The sequence below is a fragment of the Altererythrobacter chaiwopuensis genome, from assembly GCF_054957735.1.
Genome location: NZ_JBTXJF010000002.1, coordinates 1 through 21,190 on the forward strand (window position 1 = coordinate 1; position 21,190 = coordinate 21,190).

18 protein-coding genes and 2 pseudogenes are annotated in these 21,190 nt (G+C 58.6%); 6 read left to right on the forward strand and 14 right to left on the reverse strand.

Going from position 1 to position 21,190, the window contains the following annotated elements; all coding sequences use genetic code 11:
* Window positions 1-161 precede the first annotated feature (161 nt).
* The 8 genes and pseudogenes from ACX3VQ_RS09255 to ACX3VQ_RS09290 all read right to left on the reverse strand — a co-directional run bounded on the left by ACX3VQ_RS09255 (window position 162) and on the right by ACX3VQ_RS09290 (window position 10,554).
* Window positions 162-844, reverse strand: a pseudogene (locus tag ACX3VQ_RS09255) (IS6 family transposase).
* Window positions 845-952: 108 nt separating this feature from the next.
* Window positions 953-2,629 carry a flavin-containing monooxygenase gene (locus ACX3VQ_RS09260; RefSeq protein WP_462580758.1) on the reverse strand — a complete coding sequence of 559 codons (1,677 nt, stop codon included), beginning with the start codon at window positions 2,627-2,629 and terminating at the stop codon, window positions 953-955.
* Window positions 2,629-3,804: a CaiB/BaiF CoA transferase family protein gene (locus tag ACX3VQ_RS09265; RefSeq protein WP_462573136.1), complete on the reverse strand. Its 1,176-nt coding sequence runs from the start codon at window positions 3,802-3,804 to the stop codon at window positions 2,629-2,631. Before ACX3VQ_RS09265 ends, ACX3VQ_RS09260 begins: the two co-directional genes overlap by 1 nt.
* Window positions 3,805-4,062: 258 nt before the next feature.
* Window positions 4,063-4,791 carry a TetR/AcrR family transcriptional regulator gene (locus tag ACX3VQ_RS09270; RefSeq protein ID WP_462580760.1) on the reverse strand — a complete coding sequence of 243 codons (729 nt, stop codon included), beginning with the start codon at window positions 4,789-4,791 and terminating at the stop codon, window positions 4,063-4,065.
* Complete coding sequence (locus ACX3VQ_RS09275; protein ID WP_462580763.1) at window positions 4,788-6,422, reverse strand: long-chain-fatty-acid--CoA ligase; 1,635 nt, start codon at window positions 6,420-6,422, stop codon at window positions 4,788-4,790. The genes ACX3VQ_RS09270 and ACX3VQ_RS09275 overlap by 4 nt, the downstream gene beginning before the upstream one ends.
* Window positions 6,419-7,456, reverse strand: a complete 1,038-nt coding sequence (locus ACX3VQ_RS09280) for a phosphotransferase family protein (RefSeq protein WP_462580765.1) — start codon at window positions 7,454-7,456, stop codon at window positions 6,419-6,421. The genes ACX3VQ_RS09275 and ACX3VQ_RS09280 overlap by 4 nt, the downstream gene beginning before the upstream one ends.
* A complete protein-coding gene (locus tag ACX3VQ_RS09285; RefSeq protein ID WP_462580767.1) occupies window positions 7,453-8,193 on the reverse strand; it encodes an SDR family NAD(P)-dependent oxidoreductase in 741 nt (246 codons plus the stop codon). The genes ACX3VQ_RS09280 and ACX3VQ_RS09285 overlap by 4 nt, the downstream gene beginning before the upstream one ends.
* 9 nt (window positions 8,194-8,202) lie before the next feature.
* Window positions 8,203-10,554 carry a TonB-dependent receptor gene (locus ACX3VQ_RS09290; protein ID WP_462580769.1) on the reverse strand — a complete coding sequence of 784 codons (2,352 nt, stop codon included), beginning with the start codon at window positions 10,552-10,554 and terminating at the stop codon, window positions 8,203-8,205.
* A 215-nt stretch (window positions 10,555-10,769) separates the two neighbouring features.
* Between ACX3VQ_RS09290 and ACX3VQ_RS09295 the strand changes: the two genes are divergently transcribed.
* From ACX3VQ_RS09295 to ACX3VQ_RS09320, 6 genes and pseudogenes are all read left to right on the forward strand, one after another.
* The gene (locus ACX3VQ_RS09295; protein ID WP_462580771.1) at window positions 10,770-11,525 is read left to right on the forward strand and encodes a glucose 1-dehydrogenase; all 756 of its coding nucleotides are present in this window, start codon (window positions 10,770-10,772) and stop codon (window positions 11,523-11,525) included.
* Entirely contained in the window at window positions 11,512-12,855 is a 1,344-nt protein-coding gene (locus ACX3VQ_RS09300; RefSeq protein ID WP_462580773.1) for an acyl-CoA dehydrogenase family protein, read from the forward strand. The genes ACX3VQ_RS09295 and ACX3VQ_RS09300 overlap by 14 nt, the downstream gene beginning before the upstream one ends.
* Window positions 12,856-12,869: 14 nt before the next feature.
* Entirely contained in the window at window positions 12,870-13,349 is a 480-nt protein-coding gene (locus ACX3VQ_RS09305; RefSeq protein WP_462580775.1) for a nuclear transport factor 2 family protein, read from the forward strand.
* 8 nt (window positions 13,350-13,357) lie between these two features.
* A complete protein-coding gene (locus ACX3VQ_RS09310) occupies window positions 13,358-14,161 on the forward strand; it encodes an alpha/beta fold hydrolase (protein WP_462580776.1) in 804 nt (267 codons plus the stop codon).
* A 32-nt stretch (window positions 14,162-14,193) separates the two neighbouring features.
* Entirely contained in the window at window positions 14,194-15,306 is a 1,113-nt protein-coding gene (locus tag ACX3VQ_RS09315) for an NADH:flavin oxidoreductase (RefSeq protein ID WP_462581200.1), read from the forward strand.
* Window positions 15,293-16,315 (forward strand): annotated as a pseudogene (locus ACX3VQ_RS09320) (phosphotransferase family protein). Before ACX3VQ_RS09315 ends, ACX3VQ_RS09320 begins: the two are co-directional and overlap by 14 nt.
* 65 nt (window positions 16,316-16,380) lie before the next feature.
* Here the strand turns inward: ACX3VQ_RS09320 and ACX3VQ_RS09325 are convergent.
* From ACX3VQ_RS09325 to ACX3VQ_RS09350, 6 genes are all read right to left on the reverse strand, one after another.
* The gene (locus ACX3VQ_RS09325; RefSeq protein ID WP_462573125.1) at window positions 16,381-16,788 is read right to left on the reverse strand and encodes a nuclear transport factor 2 family protein; all 408 of its coding nucleotides are present in this window, start codon (window positions 16,786-16,788) and stop codon (window positions 16,381-16,383) included.
* 124 nt (window positions 16,789-16,912) lie between these two features.
* Complete coding sequence (locus ACX3VQ_RS09330; RefSeq protein ID WP_462573157.1) at window positions 16,913-17,329, reverse strand: Zn-ribbon domain-containing OB-fold protein; 417 nt, start codon at window positions 17,327-17,329, stop codon at window positions 16,913-16,915.
* Window positions 17,329-18,297: a thiolase C-terminal domain-containing protein gene (locus tag ACX3VQ_RS09335; protein ID WP_462580777.1), complete on the reverse strand. Its 969-nt coding sequence runs from the start codon at window positions 18,295-18,297 to the stop codon at window positions 17,329-17,331. The genes ACX3VQ_RS09330 and ACX3VQ_RS09335 overlap by 1 nt, the downstream gene beginning before the upstream one ends.
* A 213-nt stretch (window positions 18,298-18,510) precedes the next feature.
* On the reverse strand, window positions 18,511-18,927 hold the full coding sequence (locus ACX3VQ_RS09340) for a hotdog family protein (RefSeq protein WP_462580779.1): 417 nt from the start codon (window positions 18,925-18,927) through the stop codon (window positions 18,511-18,513).
* A 5-nt stretch (window positions 18,928-18,932) separates the two neighbouring features.
* Window positions 18,933-19,448 (reverse strand): FAS1-like dehydratase domain-containing protein, encoded by a 516-nt coding sequence (locus ACX3VQ_RS09345; RefSeq protein WP_462580780.1) that lies wholly within the window; start codon window positions 19,446-19,448, stop codon window positions 18,933-18,935.
* Window positions 19,449-19,537: 89 nt separating this feature from the next.
* The gene (locus ACX3VQ_RS09350; RefSeq protein WP_462580781.1) at window positions 19,538-21,172 is read right to left on the reverse strand and encodes a class I adenylate-forming enzyme family protein; all 1,635 of its coding nucleotides are present in this window, start codon (window positions 21,170-21,172) and stop codon (window positions 19,538-19,540) included.
* Window positions 21,173-21,190 lie beyond the last annotated feature (18 nt).

Sequence of the window (21,190 nt, forward strand, 5' to 3'; positions counted from 1 at the left end):
TTAGTGCATTAGCTTTGACAGAACCAAGAAATGGCGCGGAACCGCGCCGTTCTTGAGGCAATTTCTCCAGATATCTCAAAGACTTAGACCAGGTGGCGGTGGTGTCAGTCCAATGCGAACTCGTCTCCACCTGACGCACAAAGGGTCAAGCGTCGCCGGAGTTAAGCCGCAAGATTTTGCCACTCGGCGAGAGCCGCCGCGCGCCGTTGCTTGAAAGTCTGTCGATCGACGAGGTGGCGTTCCGAGTTTAAATGGTTTGAGATCGAGGCGTGGACAGATCCAAATTTCTGCAACGACTTCATCTGTCGAAATCGCAGCATGGTTCGTTCTCGTCGTCGGAATGGCAGGTGGGAGTTCTCAGCTCGATTGTTGAGCCACCTGCCCATCTCGCGGCGGTCCTCGTTGCCCAGCTCCTTCATCGCAGCTGGGTACGATCTGAGACCGTCAGTGACGATTGCCTCGACCTTGCCAAGGCGAGAGCAGCGGATTTATCCCGCTTCTTGGTAACGTAGCTCTCGAGGACTTCGCCTTCGTGATCGACCGCTCGCCATAGGTAAACCATCTCACCGTTGAGCTTTACGTACATTTCATCGAGGTGCCACTTCCAGTGGCGGTAGGCTTTCATCCGGCATACCCGCTGGCGGCGAATGTCCGCTGCAAACATGGGCCCGAACCTGTTCCACCAAAGCCGCACCGTCTCGTGGCACAGGTCGTATCCGTGCTCGAAAAGCAGGTCTTCCACATTCCGCAGACTAAGCGGATAACGAATGTACAACATCACGACAATGCGGATCACTTCGGGAGACGAGTGGAAGTAAGCGAACGGATTCTCCGGCTTGCTCATTCGCTCAAGTTAGCAAGCTCGCCGATCGGTCGCCATCCTTTTGACAACACCCGCCTTTGCGCTTCAACGCGCTCTGCAAGAGTTAAGCTGGCAGTCCCCGCCCGTTCATCACCCCGCACGCCGGGAGAATTCGAGTTCCGGAAAACCTTCTTCCGCGGATTGATCGAGCTTGTCGTAATAGGCATTCGCCCCGCCGAAATAGATCAGCACGCGCGGCGGCTTGTCGTCGCGGTTGGCGCCCATCATCCAGGAATTCACCTTGTCGCCTTCGGCCATCAGCGTCTGGGCGTGAATTTCGGCGGTATGCGCGGTCCATTCCTGCTCGGCCTCCTTGCGCGGCTTGAACACGTCATAGCCTTCGCGTTCCATCTTTTCGATGCAGCGCGTGATCCAGATCACGTTCTGTTCAATCGAGGTCGGCAGGTTAGCAAACGGCGCCTGCGGCCCTGTCACGATGAACAGGTTGGGGAAGTCGGCCACGCATACGCCCATGATGCACTCTGAAGCGGTGCGCCACTTCTCGTTCAGCGTCTGGCCGGTGATGCCGCGGATCGGGAACGCCTCCAGCGCGCCAGTATAGGCCTTGAAGCCTGTCGCCAGAACGATAATGTCGAACTCGTACTCGTTCTTTGTAGTGCGGATACCGCTTTCGGTGATTTCGACCAGCGGCTCGCGATCCTTGATGTCAACCAAGTGGACATTTTCCCTGTTGTAGGCTTCGAGATATCCATGATCTAACGGTGGCCGTTTGGCAAAGAGCGGGTAGTCATCGAAGCTGGGTGCAAGCAGCTCGGCGATCTCGGGATCATTGACCCGTTCTTTCATCTTGGACGTGATGAATTCCGCCGCCAGCCGGTTCGCGTCAGGGTTTACGAGAAGATCGTCGAAGGTCTCGAAAACCCAGCGGAAGCTGCCGGTCCAATTTTCTTCGAAGATGCGCTGCCTCTCTTCGGGCGGGGTATCGACTGCGTTCCTTCCAACAGGACTGTCGAATGCCATGCCGAACACATGGTTGCGACACTTGGCGATGACTGCATCGTAATTGTCTTTGATCTCCTTTTCCCACTCCGGAGTCATCGGCTTCTGCATCGCCGGCAGGATGTAGTTGGGCGTCCGATGGAATACGGTCACACTGCCCGCCGTTTGCGCCAACACCGGCAGCATCTGGACTGTGGTTGCGCCAGCGCCGATGATGCCGATGCGCTTGCCGGCATAGTCCAGCCCTTCTTGCGGCCAGCGTGCCGAGTGGAACAGCGGCCCCTTGAACCGGTCCATGCCTTTCATGTTCGGGATCATCGGTTCAGAGATCATGCCCATGGTGCTGACAAGATATTTGCTCGTGTAGGTCTTGCCATCGGCAGTCTCGACCTTCCAGCAACCACGATCAGCCAGATATTCCGCCTCGACGATTTCCGTGTTGAGCTGGATATTGGGCCACATGTCGCATTCGTCGGCGATGAAATGGAAATAGTTGAGCGTTTCCTCCCAACCTGGATACCTCTTCGACCATGACCACTTATGGAGCAGTTCCTTCGAAAAGGTCAGGCAATAGTAATAGCTCTCACTATCTGTGGCCGCGCCTGGGTAACGGTTCCAGGTCCAGGTGCCACCGATATCCGATGCCTTATCGAAAATGCGGACCGAGATGCCAAGCTCACGAAGGTAATGGATAAGAGCAAGCCCTGCGAAACCGGCGCCGATGCCGATTACATCGAAGTCGAACTTACGTTCTTTGCTCTTCTCCAATTCGGGAGCTTCGCCAATGCTGTCAGTCATTGTGCTCATCACTCGTACTCCTTCATCTCTTCGCGCAAGCTGATACCTGGACTGGCGCTGCTCACTTCTTGCAGGATCGCCTTTCGGTGGGAATCGCGCTGCCACATGGTTGGGTCGACCATTTCAGTGCCCAGAAAGCGGGGGGCAGGTCGTGGCTGTATGTATCCGTTGCTTTCGATGTAGCTCTCGCGAGCCTTGTTGTGCTCGTCGTCCAGAGCTTCCTCCATCGTTAGCACTTCACTGTAGCAGCAGTCGCGATGCTGGAGCCGTTCGGTCCATACAGCTCGTGGTGCAGCAGCAAAAATCTCTGCAAGGCGGGCGCGCATGGCAGGCCATTTTGTCTGGTCGAGCTGCTCGGCAAACAGGGGATCGTCTATCAGTCCGAGAGCGTCAAGCAGACTCGCATAGAACTTCGCTTCGATCGCGCCGATCGCGATAAATGTGCCATCAGCGCAGGTGTAGCAGCTGTAGAAAGGGGCGCCGCCATCAAGAAGGTTGCGGCCGCGGCCTGCGCTCCACATGCCGTTATGCTTGAGCGACCACATGCCCGCCAGCATTGTCGCAACGCCGTCAGCCATGCTGCAATCAATGATCCGCCCGCGGCCAGTTTCACGAGCGGCTAGCAGCGCTGTGACAAAGCCAAAAGCAAGCAGCATGCCACCGCCGCCATAGTCCCCGATCAGGTTGAGCGGAGGCGCGGGGGGCTGGTCTTCCGGCCCGATCGCGGCGAGGCAGCCGCTGAGCGAAATATAATTGAGATCATGCCCGGCCTTGTCGGCCAAGGGGCCTGTTTGGCCCCAGCCGGTCATGCGTGCATAGACCAGGGCGGGGTTCCGCTTCATCAGCACTTCCGGACCAAGGCCCAGGCGTTCCGCAACACCTGGCCTGAATCCTTCAATCAACCCGTCAGCGGTTTCTGCCAGCTTGGCGACAATCTCCACCGATTCGGGCTGCTTGAGATTGAGCGTGATCGAGCGTCGCGAGCGCAAGAGGACATCGCGTCCTTGGTCTTGGGCCAGGGGGTCGCTGCCTCCAGGCCGATCGATCCGAATGACTTCAGCCCCATGGTCAGCAAGCATCATTCCGCAGAACGGCGCTGGGCCGATGCCAGCCAGCTCGATAACGCGCACACCCTCCAGCGGGGGGCGCATAAGGCCGCTGTCGATAGGGTTTGGATGGCTCATCGGTCGCAGTCCTCGGCATTCTGGCAGATGGAAGATCTGTCGCGCCATATCTTCATCGACAGGGGCCGTCCGGTCATGCCGTGCATGGCTGCGCGGTACGATTGCACAGCATCATACAACCGGCCTCCGCATCCAGGTCTGATTTTTCAGCCCATCTCCCATTGCGCCTTATATGCGCTACATTTTTAGTTGTTAGCGTCTAGCAACTGTTAGCGCAAGCACAAATAGTAGAGGAGACAATCACGTTATTTCAATAGGTTAATTGTTTCCGATTTGCGCTTTGGGCGAAACGCCAAAGGCATCAGCTGTCGCGCGGCGATAGGCGTCGAACTGGCGCGAAATATCGATGCTACCGGGCGCCACAAGCCATTGGTAAATCGTACCGAAAATGAAGCTGCAGAACTGTACCGCGTACGACTCGGCGTCAATCGCGGCGTCGATCTCGCCGCTATTGATCCCGTCGCGAACCCAATGCGCTACATCGCGGCGATAGATTTCGTGATAGGCGGCAAGGTGGCTGCGCACGTCATTGTGCGAGCTTATCGATTCAAACCACAGTATGTACATGGCCTGCATGTACTCCGAGTGGTTCAGCAGGAAGTCTTCCACCGCGTGAAGGGCGGCCAGACACGCCTGCGCACCGGTACGCCGGCCGACTTTGTTCGCCAGTTCCTGCGTCCAGCCAGCGTTGAAGCGCAAGACGAGTTGCCCGAACAGCGCGTCCTTCGAACCGAACCTGTTGGAGGCGAGACCACGCGAATAACCGGCGCGTTCGCCCACCGCCTTCAGCGTTGTCGCATGTGTGCCCTGCTCAATAATCAACTGCTTGGCTGCTTCGAACATACGGGCATCGGATTCCGCGGTCCGTTCGGCCTGCGTGCGTCGCCGGGTGTTTTGCCGCGAGCGCTTGCGCATCGGTTCGACCACAGGGACTTCCGCAACTGTGCGAAGCGAAGCCTTGCCTTGTTTTGTCGGCAATGTGCTCATGAAACTTCGTCGACCCTTTCGAAACGCATGTCGCCGCGGGCAACCGAAGCCCTCAAGGCTTGCTTGTCGATCTTGCCCACCCCGGTCAGGGGAAGCTTGTCTGCATGCGCCCAATATTCGGGTATCCAGAAGCGCGCAACCCGGTCACGCAGGGCGCCGCGCAATTGTTTAAAGTCTGGCGTTGCACCATCAGTAGTCGTGACGACTGCCAGGGGCCGCTCTTCCCAGCGCGGGTCAGCCACCCCAATGACAGCGGCGAGTGCGACGCCGGGCAGCCCGACGATGTGGTTCTCAAGCTCGGCTGAGGGGATCCATTCGCCACCCGATTTGATCAGGTCCTTAAGCCGGTCGGTCACCTGGACATACCCGCGCGAATCAATTGTCCCGGCATCGCCAGTATCTAGCCAGCCATCCTTGGTCAGCACATCTGCTCCGACCCCGCGGTGGTAGCCGCGCGCGATCCACGCCCCCTTGAGCTGCAGTCGCCCGACTGTTCTGCCGTCTTCAGCGACGGCAGCCCCATTCTCGTCGACCAGTCGTACCCGCACGCCGGCTACCGGCCGACCACTCTTTGCCTGCAGGCGATGTGCTTGTTCCCCTTTGGCGTCGGCGGCGGGGTGCGATAGCACGCACAGTGGGCTCGTTTCGGTCATCCCCCAGCCCTGGATTAGCGGGATGCCCCATCGATCTTCGACTTTGGCAATGAGGCTCTGCGATACGGCCGAGCCGCCCGCAATGATTACGCGAAAGTTCGACATATCGACAGGATCGGCCGCGTCGGCCTGCAGCAGGTCGTTGAGGATCGTCGGTACTGTGGCGGTGAAGGTGGGGGCAGTCAGGCGCACCATCTGCCGGATCGACTCTGGTTGCAGATGTGGTCCCGGAAGGACGAAATCCGCCCCTGCTAGCCAGCCAGAAAAAGGTAAACCCCAGGCATTTGCGTGGAACATCGGTGGCATCAGCAGGATTCGGTCCCGGTCGCTCAGGGCAAAGGCATTCGCCGCCATCGACGCAAGGCTATGCAGGAAAATCGTTCGCTGCGAATAGACCACCCCTTTCGGATTGCCGGTTGTTCCGGAAGTGTAGCAGACTGCAGCCGCCGCAGTTTCGTCAGGCTCCGGGAAGTGGGTTAGTGGCGCGTGCGCGGCAATGAAGTCTTCATAGGCCGTCCAAGGCTTCTGCAGGGCCGCAAGTCCGTCGGTATTTCCGGTAACGATCACTTGCTCCAGCAGGGGCAGAGCGTTCATTTCGTCGATCAATCCGGCGAGCAGGTCACCATCCGCGATCAGGAACGCGTCTTCTGCGTCTGTCATGATGAATTGCAGTTGTTCGGGGTGCAGGCGCAGGTTCAACGTATGCAGCACGGCGCCTACGGCTGGGACTGCAAGATAGGCTTCGAAATGTGCGAAGTCGTTCCAGCTCAGCGTCGCAACCCTGGTATTCTTGCTCGCTCCTGAGGCTTGCAAGGCTGCAGCGAGTCGGCGCGCACGCTCGGCGGTCTCGGCATAGCTGCGCCAGGTTACCTGTCCGCCATCGAACAGGCCGATCCGGCTGGTTGCATGGATTCGCTCGCCATGCGCGACGATCGAGGCCGTGCCCAGCGGCTCGTGCATCATGGTGGCGTCCATCATTGCATGCCGGCCTTGCGCGCGAACCGCGCAGCCTCATCGAGCAGAGCGGGTACGTCCTGCTCAAGGCCCCGCTCATATGCACCCTCGACCTGGCCCTGCCGGTAGAGGACGAAGGCACCTTCGACGATTGCAGCGAGGCGCCACATGGCAAAAGCCTGAAAATAGGCGAGCTGTGCGATCGAAAGCCCGGTAAGATTAGACCAACGCACAGCCAGCTCCACGCCCGGGACAGCGCCGGGCACATTCGACACGCGCTGGACGAAGCCAAAGCCCCGCGGCAAGCTCTCGTCACGGTTCCACATCGCCGTGACCAGCCCGACATCCACTAAAGGATCGGCCAAGGTGGCCATCTCCCAGTCAAGAATCGCTTTGACCCGAGGCTCAGCTGTATCCATCAGCACATTGTCGAGATGGTAATCGCAATGCACGATCCGCACTGTTTCCGAGGAGGGTGCGTTGTCCGCCAGCCACGCGCCCAAAGTCTCGATCAACGGCAACTCGCGCACAGCATGCTGGCGCCGGACATCGCGCCAGCGCGCAATCTGGCGTGTCACGAATTCCTGTGCCTTTTCGACTTGGCCAAGCCCGGCAGGAACTGGCGTGATGGCGTGGACGCTTGCAAGCGCTTCGATCAGCGCGAAGCCCAGCGCATCTATTGTTTCGATGCTATCCGGGTATGTAGTGGGCAGGGTATCTGTGATCGCTTCCCCGCTTACAAACCGGCTCAGCAGGAACGGGGCGCCGATCACCCCTGGATCGTCGCAAAAACCCACCGGAGCGGCCACCGGGGCTTTTCCCGTAAGCGCTGAAACGAAACGATATTCGCGCGCAATCCCGGCCGCTGCCCGATCGGACACGGTTTCGGCCGGGGGATGGCGCAAAACGAGCATCCCGTCGCTGCTTTCGACCAGACTGGTAACATTGGCATTGCCGCCGGTCAGTCGGCGGATGATCCGCGCGTTCCGGATCCCGGTTTCCTGCTCGACCCAGTTAGCAAAGCGTTCCACCTGGCCGATCTCCGCGTGATCAGTCACAGCTTGCACATCAGTCCGCCATCAGTCGCAATGATCGATCCTGTCATATAGCTTGAGCCGGCCACCCAGAAGACGACATCGGCGATTTCCTCGGCACTCCCCTCGCGGCGCAGCGGGATGTCCTCGATAATCCGCGCACGGGCCTTTTCCGGAATTTCCGCTGTCATCTCGGTGGAGACGAAACCGGGGATGACGAGATTGACGCGTATGCCGCGCCGCGCCAGTTCGACCGCCAGCACCTGCGTCATTCCGGCAATCGCCGCCTTGCTCGAGCCATAGGCGACATCCCCGGCAAATCCGCGCATCCCTACCACAGCACCGATATTCACAATGGCGCCCCCGCTTGCTGGAAAATGTGGCAGACAGCCGCGGATCGTGTTGAGTGGACCGTTGACATTCGTGTCAAGCACCGCGCCGAAATCATCGAGCGCAATGCGATCGACCAGACCGCCGCGGTGCAGCCCGGCATTGTTGACGAGGACGTCAATACCGCCCCAAGCTTCTGCAATGGCCTCAAAACACTGCTGGAGCCCTTCGGGATCCGTGACATCGGCCGCAACGCCCATCGCCCTTTCACCAAGCTCGCTGGCGATCGTGGCGATATTGGTGTTGCGAGCCACGAGGCAGACCCGGTCCCCGGCTGCCAACGCGCGTTCAGCGATGGCCCTGCCGATCCCGCGTGAGGCACCTGTCACTACCCATCGCCGCGGCGATGCCGGGAGATCCTGGTCTGCCATCGGTTCCCCTTAGAAAGTCTGGGTTATTGCAACGCCATAGGTCGTGCGCGGACGCGGTGCGCCATAACTCCAGACACCCTGTACGTCGTAACCGATTGTCCAACCCTTCTCGTTCGAAAGGTTCTTGCCGAACAGGCTCACCGTCGTGTCGTTGAACCGGACGTTCACGGAGGCATCGATCAGGTACTGGCCGTCATTGCGTAGGTTGGGGTTGTTGAGGAAGGTGATTTCGTGCGGTCCGATGTAATGGACGTCACCCGAAATCCATGCCGAAGCATTGTCGCTGATGTCGGTTTCATACGTGGCGCCCAAGCTCCAAGTCCATTTCGGTGCGCGACGGATCTTAAGGAAGGTCGCGTCCACCGGGGTGCCTGTGCTGTAGATGTCCCCGAAGAAGTTCTCGTATTGCGCGTCGAGATAACCGAGGTTGCCGTTGAATCGGAAATTCTCGCTGACCCGCGCGGTCAGGTCGAGCTCCATGCCCTTGAACTCGGCCGAGGAAGCGTTGATGGTGCGGTTCTCACGGCCGGTTGATGTGCCCGGCGCTGGGACATCGAGATCCTGCTGCATATCCTTGTATTTCATCAGGAACGCTGCACCGTTAAGCCGCACATTGCCGCCCGCGAATTCGGTCTTGAAGCCGATCTCGTAGTTGTCGAGCGTTTCCGGATCATAAGGGATCGTGGCAGCGCCAATGGTCGAGGGGCGACCGTTGAAGCCGCCGCCGCGATAGCCGCGCGACCACAATGCATAGGCCATGGCGCTATCGGTCAAGTCATAGCTCAGCGACACGCGTGGTGTGAACTTTGACCAGCTTGCTTTCACGGGAGTGGTCATCACGATCGCTCCGGGAAAGGCCGCGTAAGGATTGGCTTCCACCAGCGTATCGTAGAGAAAGGTAGTCCCGTCGTTGACCAGGCTGGTTTTCTTGTCGTGGGTATAGCGGGCACCAAGCGTCAGAGTCAGCCGGTTGGTAAGCTCGTAGTCCGCTTCCCCGTACAGCGCCCAGGATTTGTTGGTCTGAGTGACGTCCTGTGAGCTTGTAAGCAGAGGTGTGCCGGGGATCCCGAGAAACTCGGCAAAGCCGATGTAGTTCTTCAGGTTGATGGTGTAGCGCGAATCCCACAGATAAGCGCCCATCACGAAGGTGAGGGGACCGGTGCCGCCCTTAGCCAGGCGCAGTTCGTTGGTTGTCTGCCGCCAACGCGCCGGACGATCGGTGTGGTAGAGGGTCAGAGGCGCGGAATCGAAGTCCTGCGTGATTTCCTCATCGGTCTTGAGCCAGCCAAGGATGTAATTGATCTGGAGGTCCGATCCGAGGTCATAAGTTACCTTGCCGATCGCCATGTCGAACTTGAAACTGGCATTCTTGCCCAGAGGGCCGTCGCCGACGCTGACATAGCGATCGCCAGAGGTCGGGACGCCTGGGCTGGGTGAGCACTGATTGTATGCAATACAGAAGAGATCGGTATCGCGATTGATAGCGAGAAGCTGCGGCGGATCCTGATCGGTTTCCTGATGGTCGTAGCTAAGCTGAAATGTCAGGGCGTCACTCGGCTCGAACAGCAGCGCTGCGCCTACTGCGAAAAAGTCCGAACGCTGCGCTTTCTGGTCATAGAAATCATTGTAGAAATAGCCGTCGCTGCTTTCGTAGGCGGCGCTGACCTTGACCGCTACTTTTTCGGACAGGCCGCCGCTCGCAACGCCCTCAAACTTCATTGTATCGAAGCGTCCATAAGTGGCGCGCGCCTTGCCCGTTAGGTCATAGGTCGGCTTGGATCGCGCGAGGTTGATCACCCCGCCGGTCGCATTGCGCCCAAACAGTGTACCCTGTGGACCGCGCAGCACCTCCACACGGTCGATATCGATTGCCTTGAACAGGCTGCCCGAGCTTTGGCCAATGTAAATATCGTCGAACACCACGCCGACCGCAGGATCAACCGACTTTTCGACGTCCGCCACACCGATGCCGCGAATATAGACCGCAGCAACGCCGCCGGGACCTTGTTGGGTGTCATCGATAACAATGTTGGGCGACGAGTCCGCGAAGTCGCGCACATCCGAATCGAACCGTCGGTTGAGTTCAAAGGCTGACAACGCGCTAATCGAAGCAGGCACATCTTGAATGTCTTCCGATCGCTTGCGCGCGGTGACAACAATCGTGTCGAGCCCACCGGCCCCTTCAGTAGAAGCTCCATCCTGCGCTTGGGCGGCGGGTGCCGCCAGCGGCAGGGCGGCGGTGGTGGCCAATAGCATTACGGCCTTGAAGCGATTGATCATTGGCTTTGCTCTCCCCTCAGAAGGCGTTTTGTCAGCTCGCAGCTTGTTTTTGCTTCGCGAGTCACGCACTGTTTTGATCATGCTATATTTGCTTGCTATCGACAAGCAAATTATATCCAATTGCGCCCTGGGGCCAAGTTGCCGGCCCGCCCTGTCGCCGCGGATGAATTTCAAATTGCTGATTTATATATAATAAAGATAGACCGTGGACCTATCTTATATTCTTGCTTGTTCTCATCTAGTAAGTGTGTAGAACAAATAGGATAGCAAAAACGACAAATCTGGGAGAGCATGTGATGTCGGGTCGGCTGGCAGGAAAAGTCGCTCTGATTTCAGGCGGAGCAAGTGGGCTCGGCAAGGCTCAGGCCACACTTTTCGCGCGAGAAGGCGCCGCAGTCTTGATCGGTGACGTTCAGGAAGACTTGGGGCGGGAGGTCGCCAAATCGATCGACGAGGAAGAAGGCTGTAGGGTTTCTTTCATCCGCCTCGACGTGACCGATGCCGACAGTTGGAGCGCAGCGGTAGAAGAGGCCGTGGCGAAATTCGGCAAGCTGACCACGTTGGTGAACAATGCGGGGATTTTCCACCCGGGCGGCATTATCGATGAGACTCTCGAAGGTTGGGATCGCATGATCGCGATCAACCAGACCGGCGTGTTTCTCGGAATGAAGGCGGCGATCCCCGTGTTGCTCGCCTGCGGCAACGCCTCGATCATCAACATCAGTTCATTGTTCGGACTCATGGGGAGCCCGGGCGCTATTTCCTATCACGCGTCGAAAGCCGCAGTGCGCTTGATGAGCAAGGGCGCAGCGCTCGAGTTCGCCAGGCATGGCATTCGCGTCAACACGATATTCCCGGGCCAGATCAAGACCCCGATCCTCGGTGACATCACGCCCGAACAGGACGCCGCATTTAAGGCGGCAATCCCAATGGGCGATGCCGGCGAGCCTATGGATGTTGCCTATGGCAGTCTCTACCTCGCTTCGGACGAAGCGAAATATGTCTCCGGCGCCGAACTTTGTATCGACGGCGCATGGTATGCTGGACATTGATCTCCATCACCGGGCGATAAGACCAGAAAGGGCAAGAATGGCTTGGGATTTTTCAACTGATCCGGAATTCGAGGTGCAGCTCGAATGGATGCGCGGTTTCGTAAAGGAGGAGATTGAGCCGCTGGACCTCGTTTTCCGCCATCCCGCCGCGCACGTCGATCCAGCTTCGCCAGCGGCGAGGGCCATGGCGCCGCTGAAGCAAGAAGTGAAGAAGCGCGGCCTGTGGGCTTGTCACCTCGGGCCGGAATTGGGCGGCAAGGGCTTCGGCCAGCTAAAGCTCGGCCTGATGAACGAGATCCTCGGCCGCAGCAGATTTGCGCCAACGGTATTCGGCACACAGGCTCCCGATACCGGTAATGCAGAAATCCTGGCGAGGTTCGGCACCGAGGAACAGAAAGCGGAATACCTCCAGCCGTTGCTCGATGGCGAAATCGTCTCCTGCTATTCGATGACAGAGCCGCAGGCGGGGGCGGATCCTGGCCAATTCACTTGCCAGGCGCGTCTCGATGGCGACGAGTGGGTAATCAATGGCGAAAAATGGTTCGCCAGTCATGCCTGCGTCGCCGAGTTCCTGATCGTCATGGCGATTACTGATCCGAGCGTGAAGGTCCACGAAGGCTCGACCATGCTGATCGTCCCGAAAGACACGCCGGGGATGGAGATCGTGCGCAATACAGCAGTCGGTCCGAAGGACGAGATCGGCAGCGGGGTGCATGGCTACATCCGCTTCACCGATTGCCGGGTGCCAGAAGCTAGCCGATTGGGACCAGTCGGCGGGGGCTTCAAGGTGGCCCAATCACGCCTGGGCGGTGGACGCATCCACCACGCAATGCGGACCGTCGGAATGCTGAACAAAGCGATGGAATACATGCAGGAGCGCGTGGTCAGCCGAACCACCAAGGGCGAGCTGTTGGCCGACAAGCAGATGGTGCAGGAAAAGATCGCCGACAGCTATACGCAGATCCTCCAGTTCCGCCTGCACGTGCTCTACGCCGCCTGGCTACTTGACCGCGACCAAGCCTATACTAGGCCGGTCCGGCGCGAGATTAGCGCGATCAAGGCGGCTATGCCGGGCGTGCTCAAGGACGTGGTCTACCGCGCGTTGCATCTGCACGGCTCACTGGGGATGTCGAACGAGACACCGCTGATGGACATGTGGCAATATGTTCCTGAAATGGGGATCGTCGACGGACCGACCGAGGTTCACAAAGTGGTCGTGGCGAAGGACCTCTTGCGCGATGCGAAGCCGTCTGATGGCCCCTTCCCCAGCTACCACGTCCCGACTCAATTGGCCATCGCGCGCGAGAAATTCGCCGCCTATCTGGATTGAAGCGAGCGCCTGCCATGAACCAGTCCCAAGCCAGTCTTGCAGACATTGCGAAGCGGCTCGACCAGATCGAGAGCCGTTTCGCGCTGCACGATCTCGTCAGCGAATACTGTCATGGCTTCGACAAGCATGACTGGGATCGTTTTCTTTCGATATGGTGGCCGGAAGCGGTGTGGGACATTGGCCCGCCGTTCGGCAAGTTCGAACGCCACGAAGGAATCGCGCATGTGACACAGAACATCCTGTGGCCCGCCTGGCGTGCAACGAGCCATTTCACCACCAACCTGGTGGTCGCCTTCGATGGTACTGGCCGTGCAACCGGTGTCTGCGACGTCGATTGCATCGGCACTACGGCGGACGGTCAGGCGCAAACGATCAGTGCCAGCTACTTTGACCAGTTTGAACGCCGTGACGGCATCTGGAAGATCGCTCACCGCAGTGTGAAGATGTATCACTTCAATCCGCTGCCAGGCGTTACACTTTCACCGCCAGAGTAGGAGTATACATGGCCTATCTCAATACAGAAGACGGTAGCCGCGTCTATTACGAGCATCACCGGGGCGAAAAGCTGCCGGTAATGCTGATCCATGGCTGGGGCATGTCGGGCGAATATTGGGCTTCGGCAATCGAAGCGCTGGCAGGGGCCGGCCACGGCGCGATCGCGATCGACCATCGTGGCTGTGGCCGTTCGGACCGCGACTGCACGGATATGTCGATCGCCGCAATCGCTCGCGATGTTGCGGCAATCGTGGAGTGCTGCGGCGCCACGAAAGTCGTGCTTAACGGTTGGTCGCTGGGCGGCGCAGTGGCGGTCGCCGCGGCCGAGCTGCTTGGTGAAAAGGTGGCCGGCATCGTGCTTACCTGCGGTGCTTCGCCACGGTATACTCAGGCCGAAGGCTTTCCGCACGGAGATATGCCTGGAGACGTGCTTGCAATCGGCGCCGCGATCACAGCCGACCGGGCCGGCTTTTTCCGCGCTCTTGCCGAAGGTGCGGCTGCCCCGGGGACAAGTGAGGCGCTAATCTCTTGGGTTGAGCGAGGCTTCCTGGCATCGGCTCCGCGTGCCAGTGAGACCTTGGCCGATCTTGCCAACCTGGATCAGCGCGAACTTCTCGCTTCCTATAATTTTCCAGTGCTGTCCATTGGAGGCGCAAAGGATACCATTGCCGATCCCGCCATCGCCGCGTTTGCCGCAAGCTGCGCGGGACAAGGCAAACTGCTTACCATGGATACTGGCCATTCCCCCCACCTTGAGAATGCGCCCGCTTATAACGAGGCACTGCTTGCTTTTGTCCGGAGGCTGACTTGACGACCATCGTATCTAGCAATGACCTGGCTGATTTGCTGGCTCCGCTCCACACCCCCTTTGCCTGCAAATCGCTTTTAGCTCCCAACCGCTTCTGCATGGCTCCGATGTCGCGCTATTTCGCGCCTGGCGGTGTGTTGACAAGTGAAGGCGCCGAATATTACCGGCTGCGCGCCGCAGCGGGGATCGGCACGATCATCACGGAAGGCACCGGGGTTGCGATCGACCATACCGTTGCGGCCGACTCTGTCCCACTGTTCGTTGGCGAAGAAGCGCTATCCGCCTGGCAAGTGGCGGTTGATGCTGTCCACGCCGCTGGCGGTACATTCGTTCCGCAGCTGTGGCATGTAGGTGGGTGCGAAGATTTCAACTATCCGGATTCACCGCATGCGCCGCTCGTCAGCCCGTCCGGCTTTTGCGGCCCGGACGTGCCCGGTGGCCGCGCCATGAGCGACGAGGACATCGCTGATACCATCGCCGCCTTCGCGCAATCGGCCAGGTCGGCCAAGGAGATTGGCTGCGACGCGATCGAGCTTCACGGTGCGCATGGTTACATCTTCGACCAGTTCTTCTGGGATAAGACCAATCACAGGGACGATCGCTTTGGCGGGCCCGACATTGCCGATCGCGCGACCTTCGCGGCAGAGACCGTTGCGGCTTGCCGCGCTGCGGTGGGCGAAGATTTCGCCATCATCATGCGCGTTTCGCAGTGGAAGACTTATGACTACGATGCGAAACTCGCGCGCGACCCGGAAGAAATGCATCGATGGCTTGAACCATTGGTCAAGGCTGGGGTCGACATCTTTCACGCATCGCAGCGCCGCTTCTGGGAGCCAGAATTCGAAGGCGATCACAAGAACTTGGGCGGCTGGATCAAGGAAGTGACCGGCAAACCGGTCATCACGGTCGGCTCGATCGGGATGGACCGCGACCTGATGCAGGACTTCGTCGAAGGCATTTCCTCGCCCATGCTCAACCGGCTGGAGGAACTCGTCGCCATGTTCGAGCGCGGCGAGTTCGACCTGGTCGCGCTGGGTCGGGTGTTGCTGGCTGATCCTGACTGGCTGCAAAAGGTGGAGCAGGGTCGTCTTGACGAATTGACGCCATACGACCGTGCGACCGCGCTCGTGCAATATGAGCACCACTGATTTCAACATCGACCGGCTGGCAGACTGGCTCTCGCGCACTGTCCCTGACTTCGAGGGACCGCTGACCGTCGAGCGTTTTGCGGGCGGTCAATCGAACCCGACTTATCGCCTGGTTACCACGACGCGCGATTATGTCATGCGCAAGAAGCCGCCGGGCAAGTTGCTCAAGGGCGCGCATGCAGTCCAGCGTGGGGCCCGGATCATGGCAGCGCTACAGGGTACCGGAGTACCGGTGCAACAGATTCACGCCGTATGCGAAGACAATGCAATCGTCGGAACGGGCTTCTTCGTCATGGAACTCGTCAAGGGACGGATCTTCTGGGACGCAACATTCCCCGACGTACCGGATGCGGAACGACCAGCCTACTTCAACGCCATGAACTAAACCATCGCTCGGCTCCATGGCGACGAATTTGCGGAAGTCGGCCTCTCGGATTTCGGCAAGCAGGGGCAGTACCTAGAACGGCAGATTGCATTATGGACTCGGCAATATCTGGCCGACGAAGCGGCGGGTCGCGATCCGGCGATGGACGAACTAATTGCTTGGCTGCCCGAGAATATTCCTGCCGGCGAACGCACGACCATCACCCATGGGGATTTCCGTTGCGATAATATGATTTTCCGCCCTGCCGAGCCGCGCATCCTGGCCGTGCTCGACTGGGAACTGTCGACCCTTGGTAATCCGCTCGCCGATTTCGCGTATCACGCCATGATGTACCGGATGCCGCCCGAGATTGTCGCGGGGCTCGCTGGGGCAGACCTTGAGGCACTCAACATCCCTGACGAGCGTACCTATCTGGCTGCATATTGCCGACGGACAGGAATCTCTGAAATTCCTCACTGGGAATATTACCTTGCCTTCAATTTTTTTCGGCTCGCGGCAATCTTCCACGGAATCAAGGGTCGCGTCATCCGGGGTAATGCCAGTAGCCCGGAGGCCCGAGAGAGGGTGGCCAATCTTCCGCGCCTAACCGCGCTAGCGCATCAATCAATGTTGGCATGTAAGTAATCAGCAAGGAGATGCTGTCAGTCTGACTTTTCTCTCTCTTCGCAATCAATGTGCCAACTCAGGAACTATCTGGAGCTCAGCTTCTTTTGCTTGGCCGCAGCAAGAACGGGAGCTGGATTGAAGTAGAACGGCTTTATCTCGCAGCACTTGCCATCGCGGAAACGGAATAGCTCGCACAATTCCGCGTCTTCCAGGCCCTCGCCTGCAAATTTCATCCGCAAGATTGCAACAACATAGTCGCCTCCGGTTACCGTCTCGATTCTTTCAAGACCGGCGACACCCAATCTTGCGAACACGTCTCTAGAGAGCTCGCGCAGGGCGTTTCTGCCCTTGTATGTCCCAGCCATTGGAAGCCCTGCCGCTTCCGTAATCACGAGATCATCCGTCAACATGTCGTTAGCGCGTTCCCAATCGCCACTTCGCATCGCACCGTAGAGATCATCGACGAATTGAACCATTTCATCATGGGTCATGAGCATTTCCTCTGCGCGTGGCCGGTCTGGAGTCTCGTTTGAAAGCCAAGTGGATGAATTTTCAGGATCGCGGACAAGCGCTATCTCAATCTGTTGACTTGCCGCTGCCAGCCAAACCTGTCAGCTATTCGGCGACGGGCCGGAATTTCGGCATGGTGATCTCAGCCGACCAACGTTCGAAAACCACTTCGACGGCGATACCGCATTTGACGCTTTCAGCGTCACAGCCAATGACATTGCTCATCATGCGCGGCCCCTCTGCAAGGGTGATGAGGGCGATAACGTAGGGGGCATCGGACGCATAAGCCTCCGATATGGCGCGCGTGACTATCGTATAGGTTTTCACAGTGCCGCGCCCGCTTGCCGCGCGCCATTCAATCTGTTCGGACAAACAGTTCGCGCAGATCACGCGCGGGTAAAATTGATAGGTGCCGCAGGACGTGCAGTATTGGAGCAAAAGCTTGTGATCCTGGCAGCCTTGCCAGAAGGGTGCGGATTCCGGTGTCGGGCGGGGAAGGAATTTGTCTACATGGTCCTCCATCAATGGCGCTCCCTTCCGAGGATCACTGTGGTATGACTTGACATGATGCCTCCCTGGCCATGCACCATCGCGACCTGGGCATCCTTGACCTGACGCGCGCCCGCCGTACCGCGAAGCTGGGTCACAGTTTCGGTGAGCGCAAACATCGACCCAGGATTGCCCGGATGGCAATGGGATAAAAGCCCCCCATGGGTGTTGACCGGCAACCTGCCGCCAAACTCGATATTGCCATTTTCCACAAACGCGCCGCCTTCGCCCTTTTCGCAAAAGCCAAGGTCTTCAAGTTCCACCAGGACCGTGGGGGTGAAACAATCATATAGTTGCGCAAAGTCCATATCGCTCGGTCCCAGCCCGGCCATGGCATAGGCCCGACGGCCCGATTCCACGGCGAAGGACGTGGTCAGGCTTTGGGCCTGGCTGATATGCTCATGGCCATGGCCTTCGCCGACGCCCAGAATATAAACAGGATCATGTGGAAAATCTGCGGCTCTTTCGGCCGAAGTCATGATGATCGCGGATCCACCATCCGAAACCAGCGAACAATCGAGCAGGTGCAAGGGATCGGCGATCATCCGCGAATTGATCACGTCGTCGATGGTGATGGGAGTGCGCATTTCGGCCGTCGGATTGAGGCAGGCATGCTTGCGGCAGGCGACGGCGATGGCGGCGAACTGTTCAGCGGTAGTGCCATATTTCTCCATATGGGCGCGCGCGATGAGGGCGTAGAAGGCAGGAACTGTCGGGCCGAAGGGAATTTCAAACTGGGAATGGCCGGCCGACGACTGCATTTTCATGGCCTGGTCGCGGGTCAGGCCGCTGCGTAAACTGTCCGCCATTGTAATCAGGACGGTGGTGCACATGCCGCTGAAGATCGCGGCGGCGGCATGATGCAGGATCGAAAAGGTGGTGCTGCCGCCGGCACTCACGCCAATGCAATAGCGGGGGAATATCTGCAGATACTCCGCCATTGCCTCTGCGTGATACATATAGGGTTCGGCCATCGAATTGCAGGTGATCAGGCCGTCAATCCTGTCCTTGGTGATTTGCGCATCTGCCATGGCGCGGCGTGCCGCATCGATGCACAAGCCGGTGGGGCTGAACTGGGGCAGCTTACCCACCTCGGTATCCGCGGCCCCGATGATGGCAACTTTTCCGCGCAAACTTTCCAACGTTAATTCCGATCAGGCCTTGTCGAAGGCGACGACGGCTGTGCCAGGAACGATCACCTCGCCAGCTTCATTCTTGATGAAGATTTCAAGTGTGGCAGAACCATTGTCATGATCCACCGAAATTACCCGGCCGCCTGACGTGACCGTCTCGCCGATAAAGGCGGCTTTCCGGTTCGAGTATTCAAGATGCGTCATCCGGCCCTCACCATCCAGCCATTCTATGACACATTGAGTCAGCCAGTCGCCGAGCATCGGCCCTGACATCACGATTCCAGGATAGCCTTCTACTTCCGTGGCATAGGGCATATCGAAATGGATGCGATGGGCATTCCAGATAGCAGCGCTGTACATGAAATTCTGGACGTTATCGGGACAATAGGCCCGGCCTGGCAAGGCATCGTCCGGCTTCAGGTTCGTTATTTTCGACATAGCAGTTATCTCAAGAGCCGTGTTGTTTTTTCGGTAAGGACAAGTTCGCCAGCCGAGGTCTCCACTCGCATGACAACTTCATAAAAAATTATCGGCCCTTGCGAGCCAGTCTTTTCGTAAATGTTGGTCAAGGTGCGGGTGGCAATCAGTTCATCGCCAGCCATGATAGGCCTGAAATAATCGATGCTCAGGCCGCCAGCCATTGCCTTTTCGAGTGGAAATTTCGGAAGCAATCGATCGATCGAAACGCCGTCTGGGCTCAGCTGGTCAAGTTCCACTATGTCCCAGAACAAGGCGAGATGGAACAAGGGCGGCGCTACGTCGCCATCAAGATACTCCTTCTTCTTCCATCCTGTAGCAATTGAATACTTACGTATTTCACGGCGCGAGGCTATTTCGGTCCGTGGTTCGGATGCACGGCCAATGTAGGAAAGCAATTCATCAGTCAAAAGACCATTTGTCTTTGATGAATTACTTCTCTCTGAAATAGATTGATCTAATTTATCTTGTTTTTCAGTCATTTTTGAATTCTTTTCAAAAATTTAATGTTATATTTTCACGGACATCAGTCAGAGATGCATGATCGCGACCTTGCCTTGCAGCGGCGTGCTCATGCCTCGATCCCGAGTTCCCTGATCAGCTCGTCGCGGAGCCGGAACTTCTGGATCTTGGAGGTCGACATCGGCCAGCCATGTACGAAGCGCACGTGGCGCGGAAGCTTGAAGTTGGCGATCCGCCCGCGGCAATGCTCCACCAGCTCTTCCGGGGTCACCTGGCCGCCGGGAACAAGTTCGATGAAAGCGGCCGGCACTTCGACATAGCGCGCATCGGGAATGCCCACGACCTGAGCCAGCTTGACGGCCGGATGCGCCTGCAAAGCGCTTTCGATCTCGGCTGCCGCAACGTTCTCGCCGCCAACCTTCAGCATGTCCTTGGTTCGGCCATGAAACATGATCGTGCCATGTTCGTCGAATGACCCGATATCCCCGGTGTGCAGCCAACCATCGCGGATCGATTCCGCGGTCTTCTCAGGCGCGTTGTAGTAACCCATCAGCATGTTGGGACCGCGCGCGCAGATTTCACCGCGTTCGCCGGTCGCGCATTCCTTGCCGGTTTCGGGATCGACGATGCGCACTTCCCATTCGTCCAGCGGGACGCCCAGCCGAGTCGTTCGCAATTCGAAACTGTCGTCAAGCCGGCTGGTGCAGATCGTACCGGCCCCTTCAGTCAGGCCATAGGTACCGACATGGACGATCGACGGCATAGCCTCGACCATGGCATTCTTGATCCATTCCGGCTGGACCGCGAAATTGCTGTTCATGAGCCGCATGTTCGAAAGCTCGGTCTTCGCGAAACTTTCATGCGTGATAAGGTCCTGCATGATGGTCACAAAGGCGGGATAAGCCACCGTCGCCCGTTCACGCTCCAGCATCGCCAGCGCCGTCCCGGCATCGAAATAAGGGACCGTGAGATAGGCCCCGCCGACATCGATGACCATCATCATCGGCAGGATTCCGGCGATGTGGTAAATCGGCAATGGTGACCACACCCGGTCGCTTGCCGTGACCTGGTAGCGTTTGCCCAGGTTGCGGCTGTTGCCGACCATCGCGCGGTTGCTGATCATGCAGCCCTTGGGGCTGGAGGTCGTACCCGAGGTATAGAGGATCAGCGCCACATCCTTCGGATCGACCGCTTCAGTGATGCTATCGACGTCGCTTGCGGCGACGCGTTCGCCCAGCGCCATGGCGCGGTTGCGTGCCATCATCGGGGCGGCGCAATTCTCCTCCAGGCAGATGACCTGGCGCAATTCCGGCGCTTCGGGAAGGCTGAGCGCCTCGGGATTGTCAGCCCTCGCGAGCGAAGGTAGCGCCTTTGCCAGACGCTCGCCGAAGTCGACCGCGTCTGCCACCTTGCCGGTTGTTACCAGCATGACCAGTGAGGCGTCCTTGACCAGATATGCCAGTTCTCCCGGCTGGTAGCGGGCATTGACCGGCACCACCACCGCCCCGATCAGCGCACAGCCGAAATAGATCTCGACGAATTCCGGACAGGTCGGCAGCAGGATGCCGACATGCTCGCCGCGTTTCACGCCCAGCCCGGTCAGCGCACGGGCCCAGCGCATCGCCGCGTCATAAAGGCCCGTGTGCGTCAGTCGCCTGTCAGGGAAGACCAGCGCATCGTTTTCGGCATGGATCCGCGCGTTTTCGCGCAGCATCTTGCCGATGGTGTAGATTTCGCCGCTCATCGTGCTGGCCTCTGCGGA

What these genes read in the sequence shown, in the direction of transcription:
- ACX3VQ_RS09260 (WP_462580758.1), bottom strand. Translation starts at nt 2,629, where the DNA reads ATGAGCACAATGACTGACAGCATTGGCGAAGCTCCCGAATTGGAGAAG.
- ACX3VQ_RS09265 (WP_462573136.1), bottom strand. Translation starts at nt 3,804, where the DNA reads ATGAGCCATCCAAACCCTATCGACAGCGGCCTTATGCGCCCCCCGCTG.
- ACX3VQ_RS09270 (WP_462580760.1), bottom strand. Translation starts at nt 4,791, where the DNA reads ATGAGCACATTGCCGACAAAACAAGGCAAGGCTTCGCTTCGCACAGTT.
- ACX3VQ_RS09275 (WP_462580763.1), bottom strand. Translation starts at nt 6,422, where the DNA reads ATGATGGACGCCACCATGATGCACGAGCCGCTGGGCACGGCCTCGATC.
- ACX3VQ_RS09285 (WP_462580767.1), bottom strand. Translation starts at nt 8,193, where the DNA reads ATGGCAGACCAGGATCTCCCGGCATCGCCGCGGCGATGGGTAGTGACA.
- ACX3VQ_RS09290 (WP_462580769.1), bottom strand. Translation starts at nt 10,554, where the DNA reads ATGATCAAAACAGTGCGTGACTCGCGAAGCAAAAACAAGCTGCGAGCT.
- ACX3VQ_RS09295 (WP_462580771.1), top strand. Translation starts at nt 10,770, where the DNA reads ATGTCGGGTCGGCTGGCAGGAAAAGTCGCTCTGATTTCAGGCGGAGCA.
- ACX3VQ_RS09300 (WP_462580773.1), top strand. Translation starts at nt 11,512, where the DNA reads ATGCTGGACATTGATCTCCATCACCGGGCGATAAGACCAGAAAGGGCA.
- ACX3VQ_RS09305 (WP_462580775.1), top strand. Translation starts at nt 12,870, where the DNA reads ATGAACCAGTCCCAAGCCAGTCTTGCAGACATTGCGAAGCGGCTCGAC.
- ACX3VQ_RS09310 (WP_462580776.1), top strand. Translation starts at nt 13,358, where the DNA reads ATGGCCTATCTCAATACAGAAGACGGTAGCCGCGTCTATTACGAGCAT.
- ACX3VQ_RS09325 (WP_462573125.1), bottom strand. Translation starts at nt 16,788, where the DNA reads ATGACCCATGATGAAATGGTTCAATTCGTCGATGATCTCTACGGTGCG.
- ACX3VQ_RS09330 (WP_462573157.1), bottom strand. Translation starts at nt 17,329, where the DNA reads ATGGAGGACCATGTAGACAAATTCCTTCCCCGCCCGACACCGGAATCC.
- ACX3VQ_RS09335 (WP_462580777.1), bottom strand. Translation starts at nt 18,297, where the DNA reads ATGGCGGAGTATCTGCAGATATTCCCCCGCTATTGCATTGGCGTGAGT.
- ACX3VQ_RS09340 (WP_462580779.1), bottom strand. Translation starts at nt 18,927, where the DNA reads ATGTCGAAAATAACGAACCTGAAGCCGGACGATGCCTTGCCAGGCCGG.
- ACX3VQ_RS09345 (WP_462580780.1), bottom strand. Translation starts at nt 19,448, where the DNA reads ATGACTGAAAAACAAGATAAATTAGATCAATCTATTTCAGAGAGAAGT.
- ACX3VQ_RS09350 (WP_462580781.1), bottom strand. Translation starts at nt 21,172, where the DNA reads ATGAGCGGCGAAATCTACACCATCGGCAAGATGCTGCGCGAAAACGCG.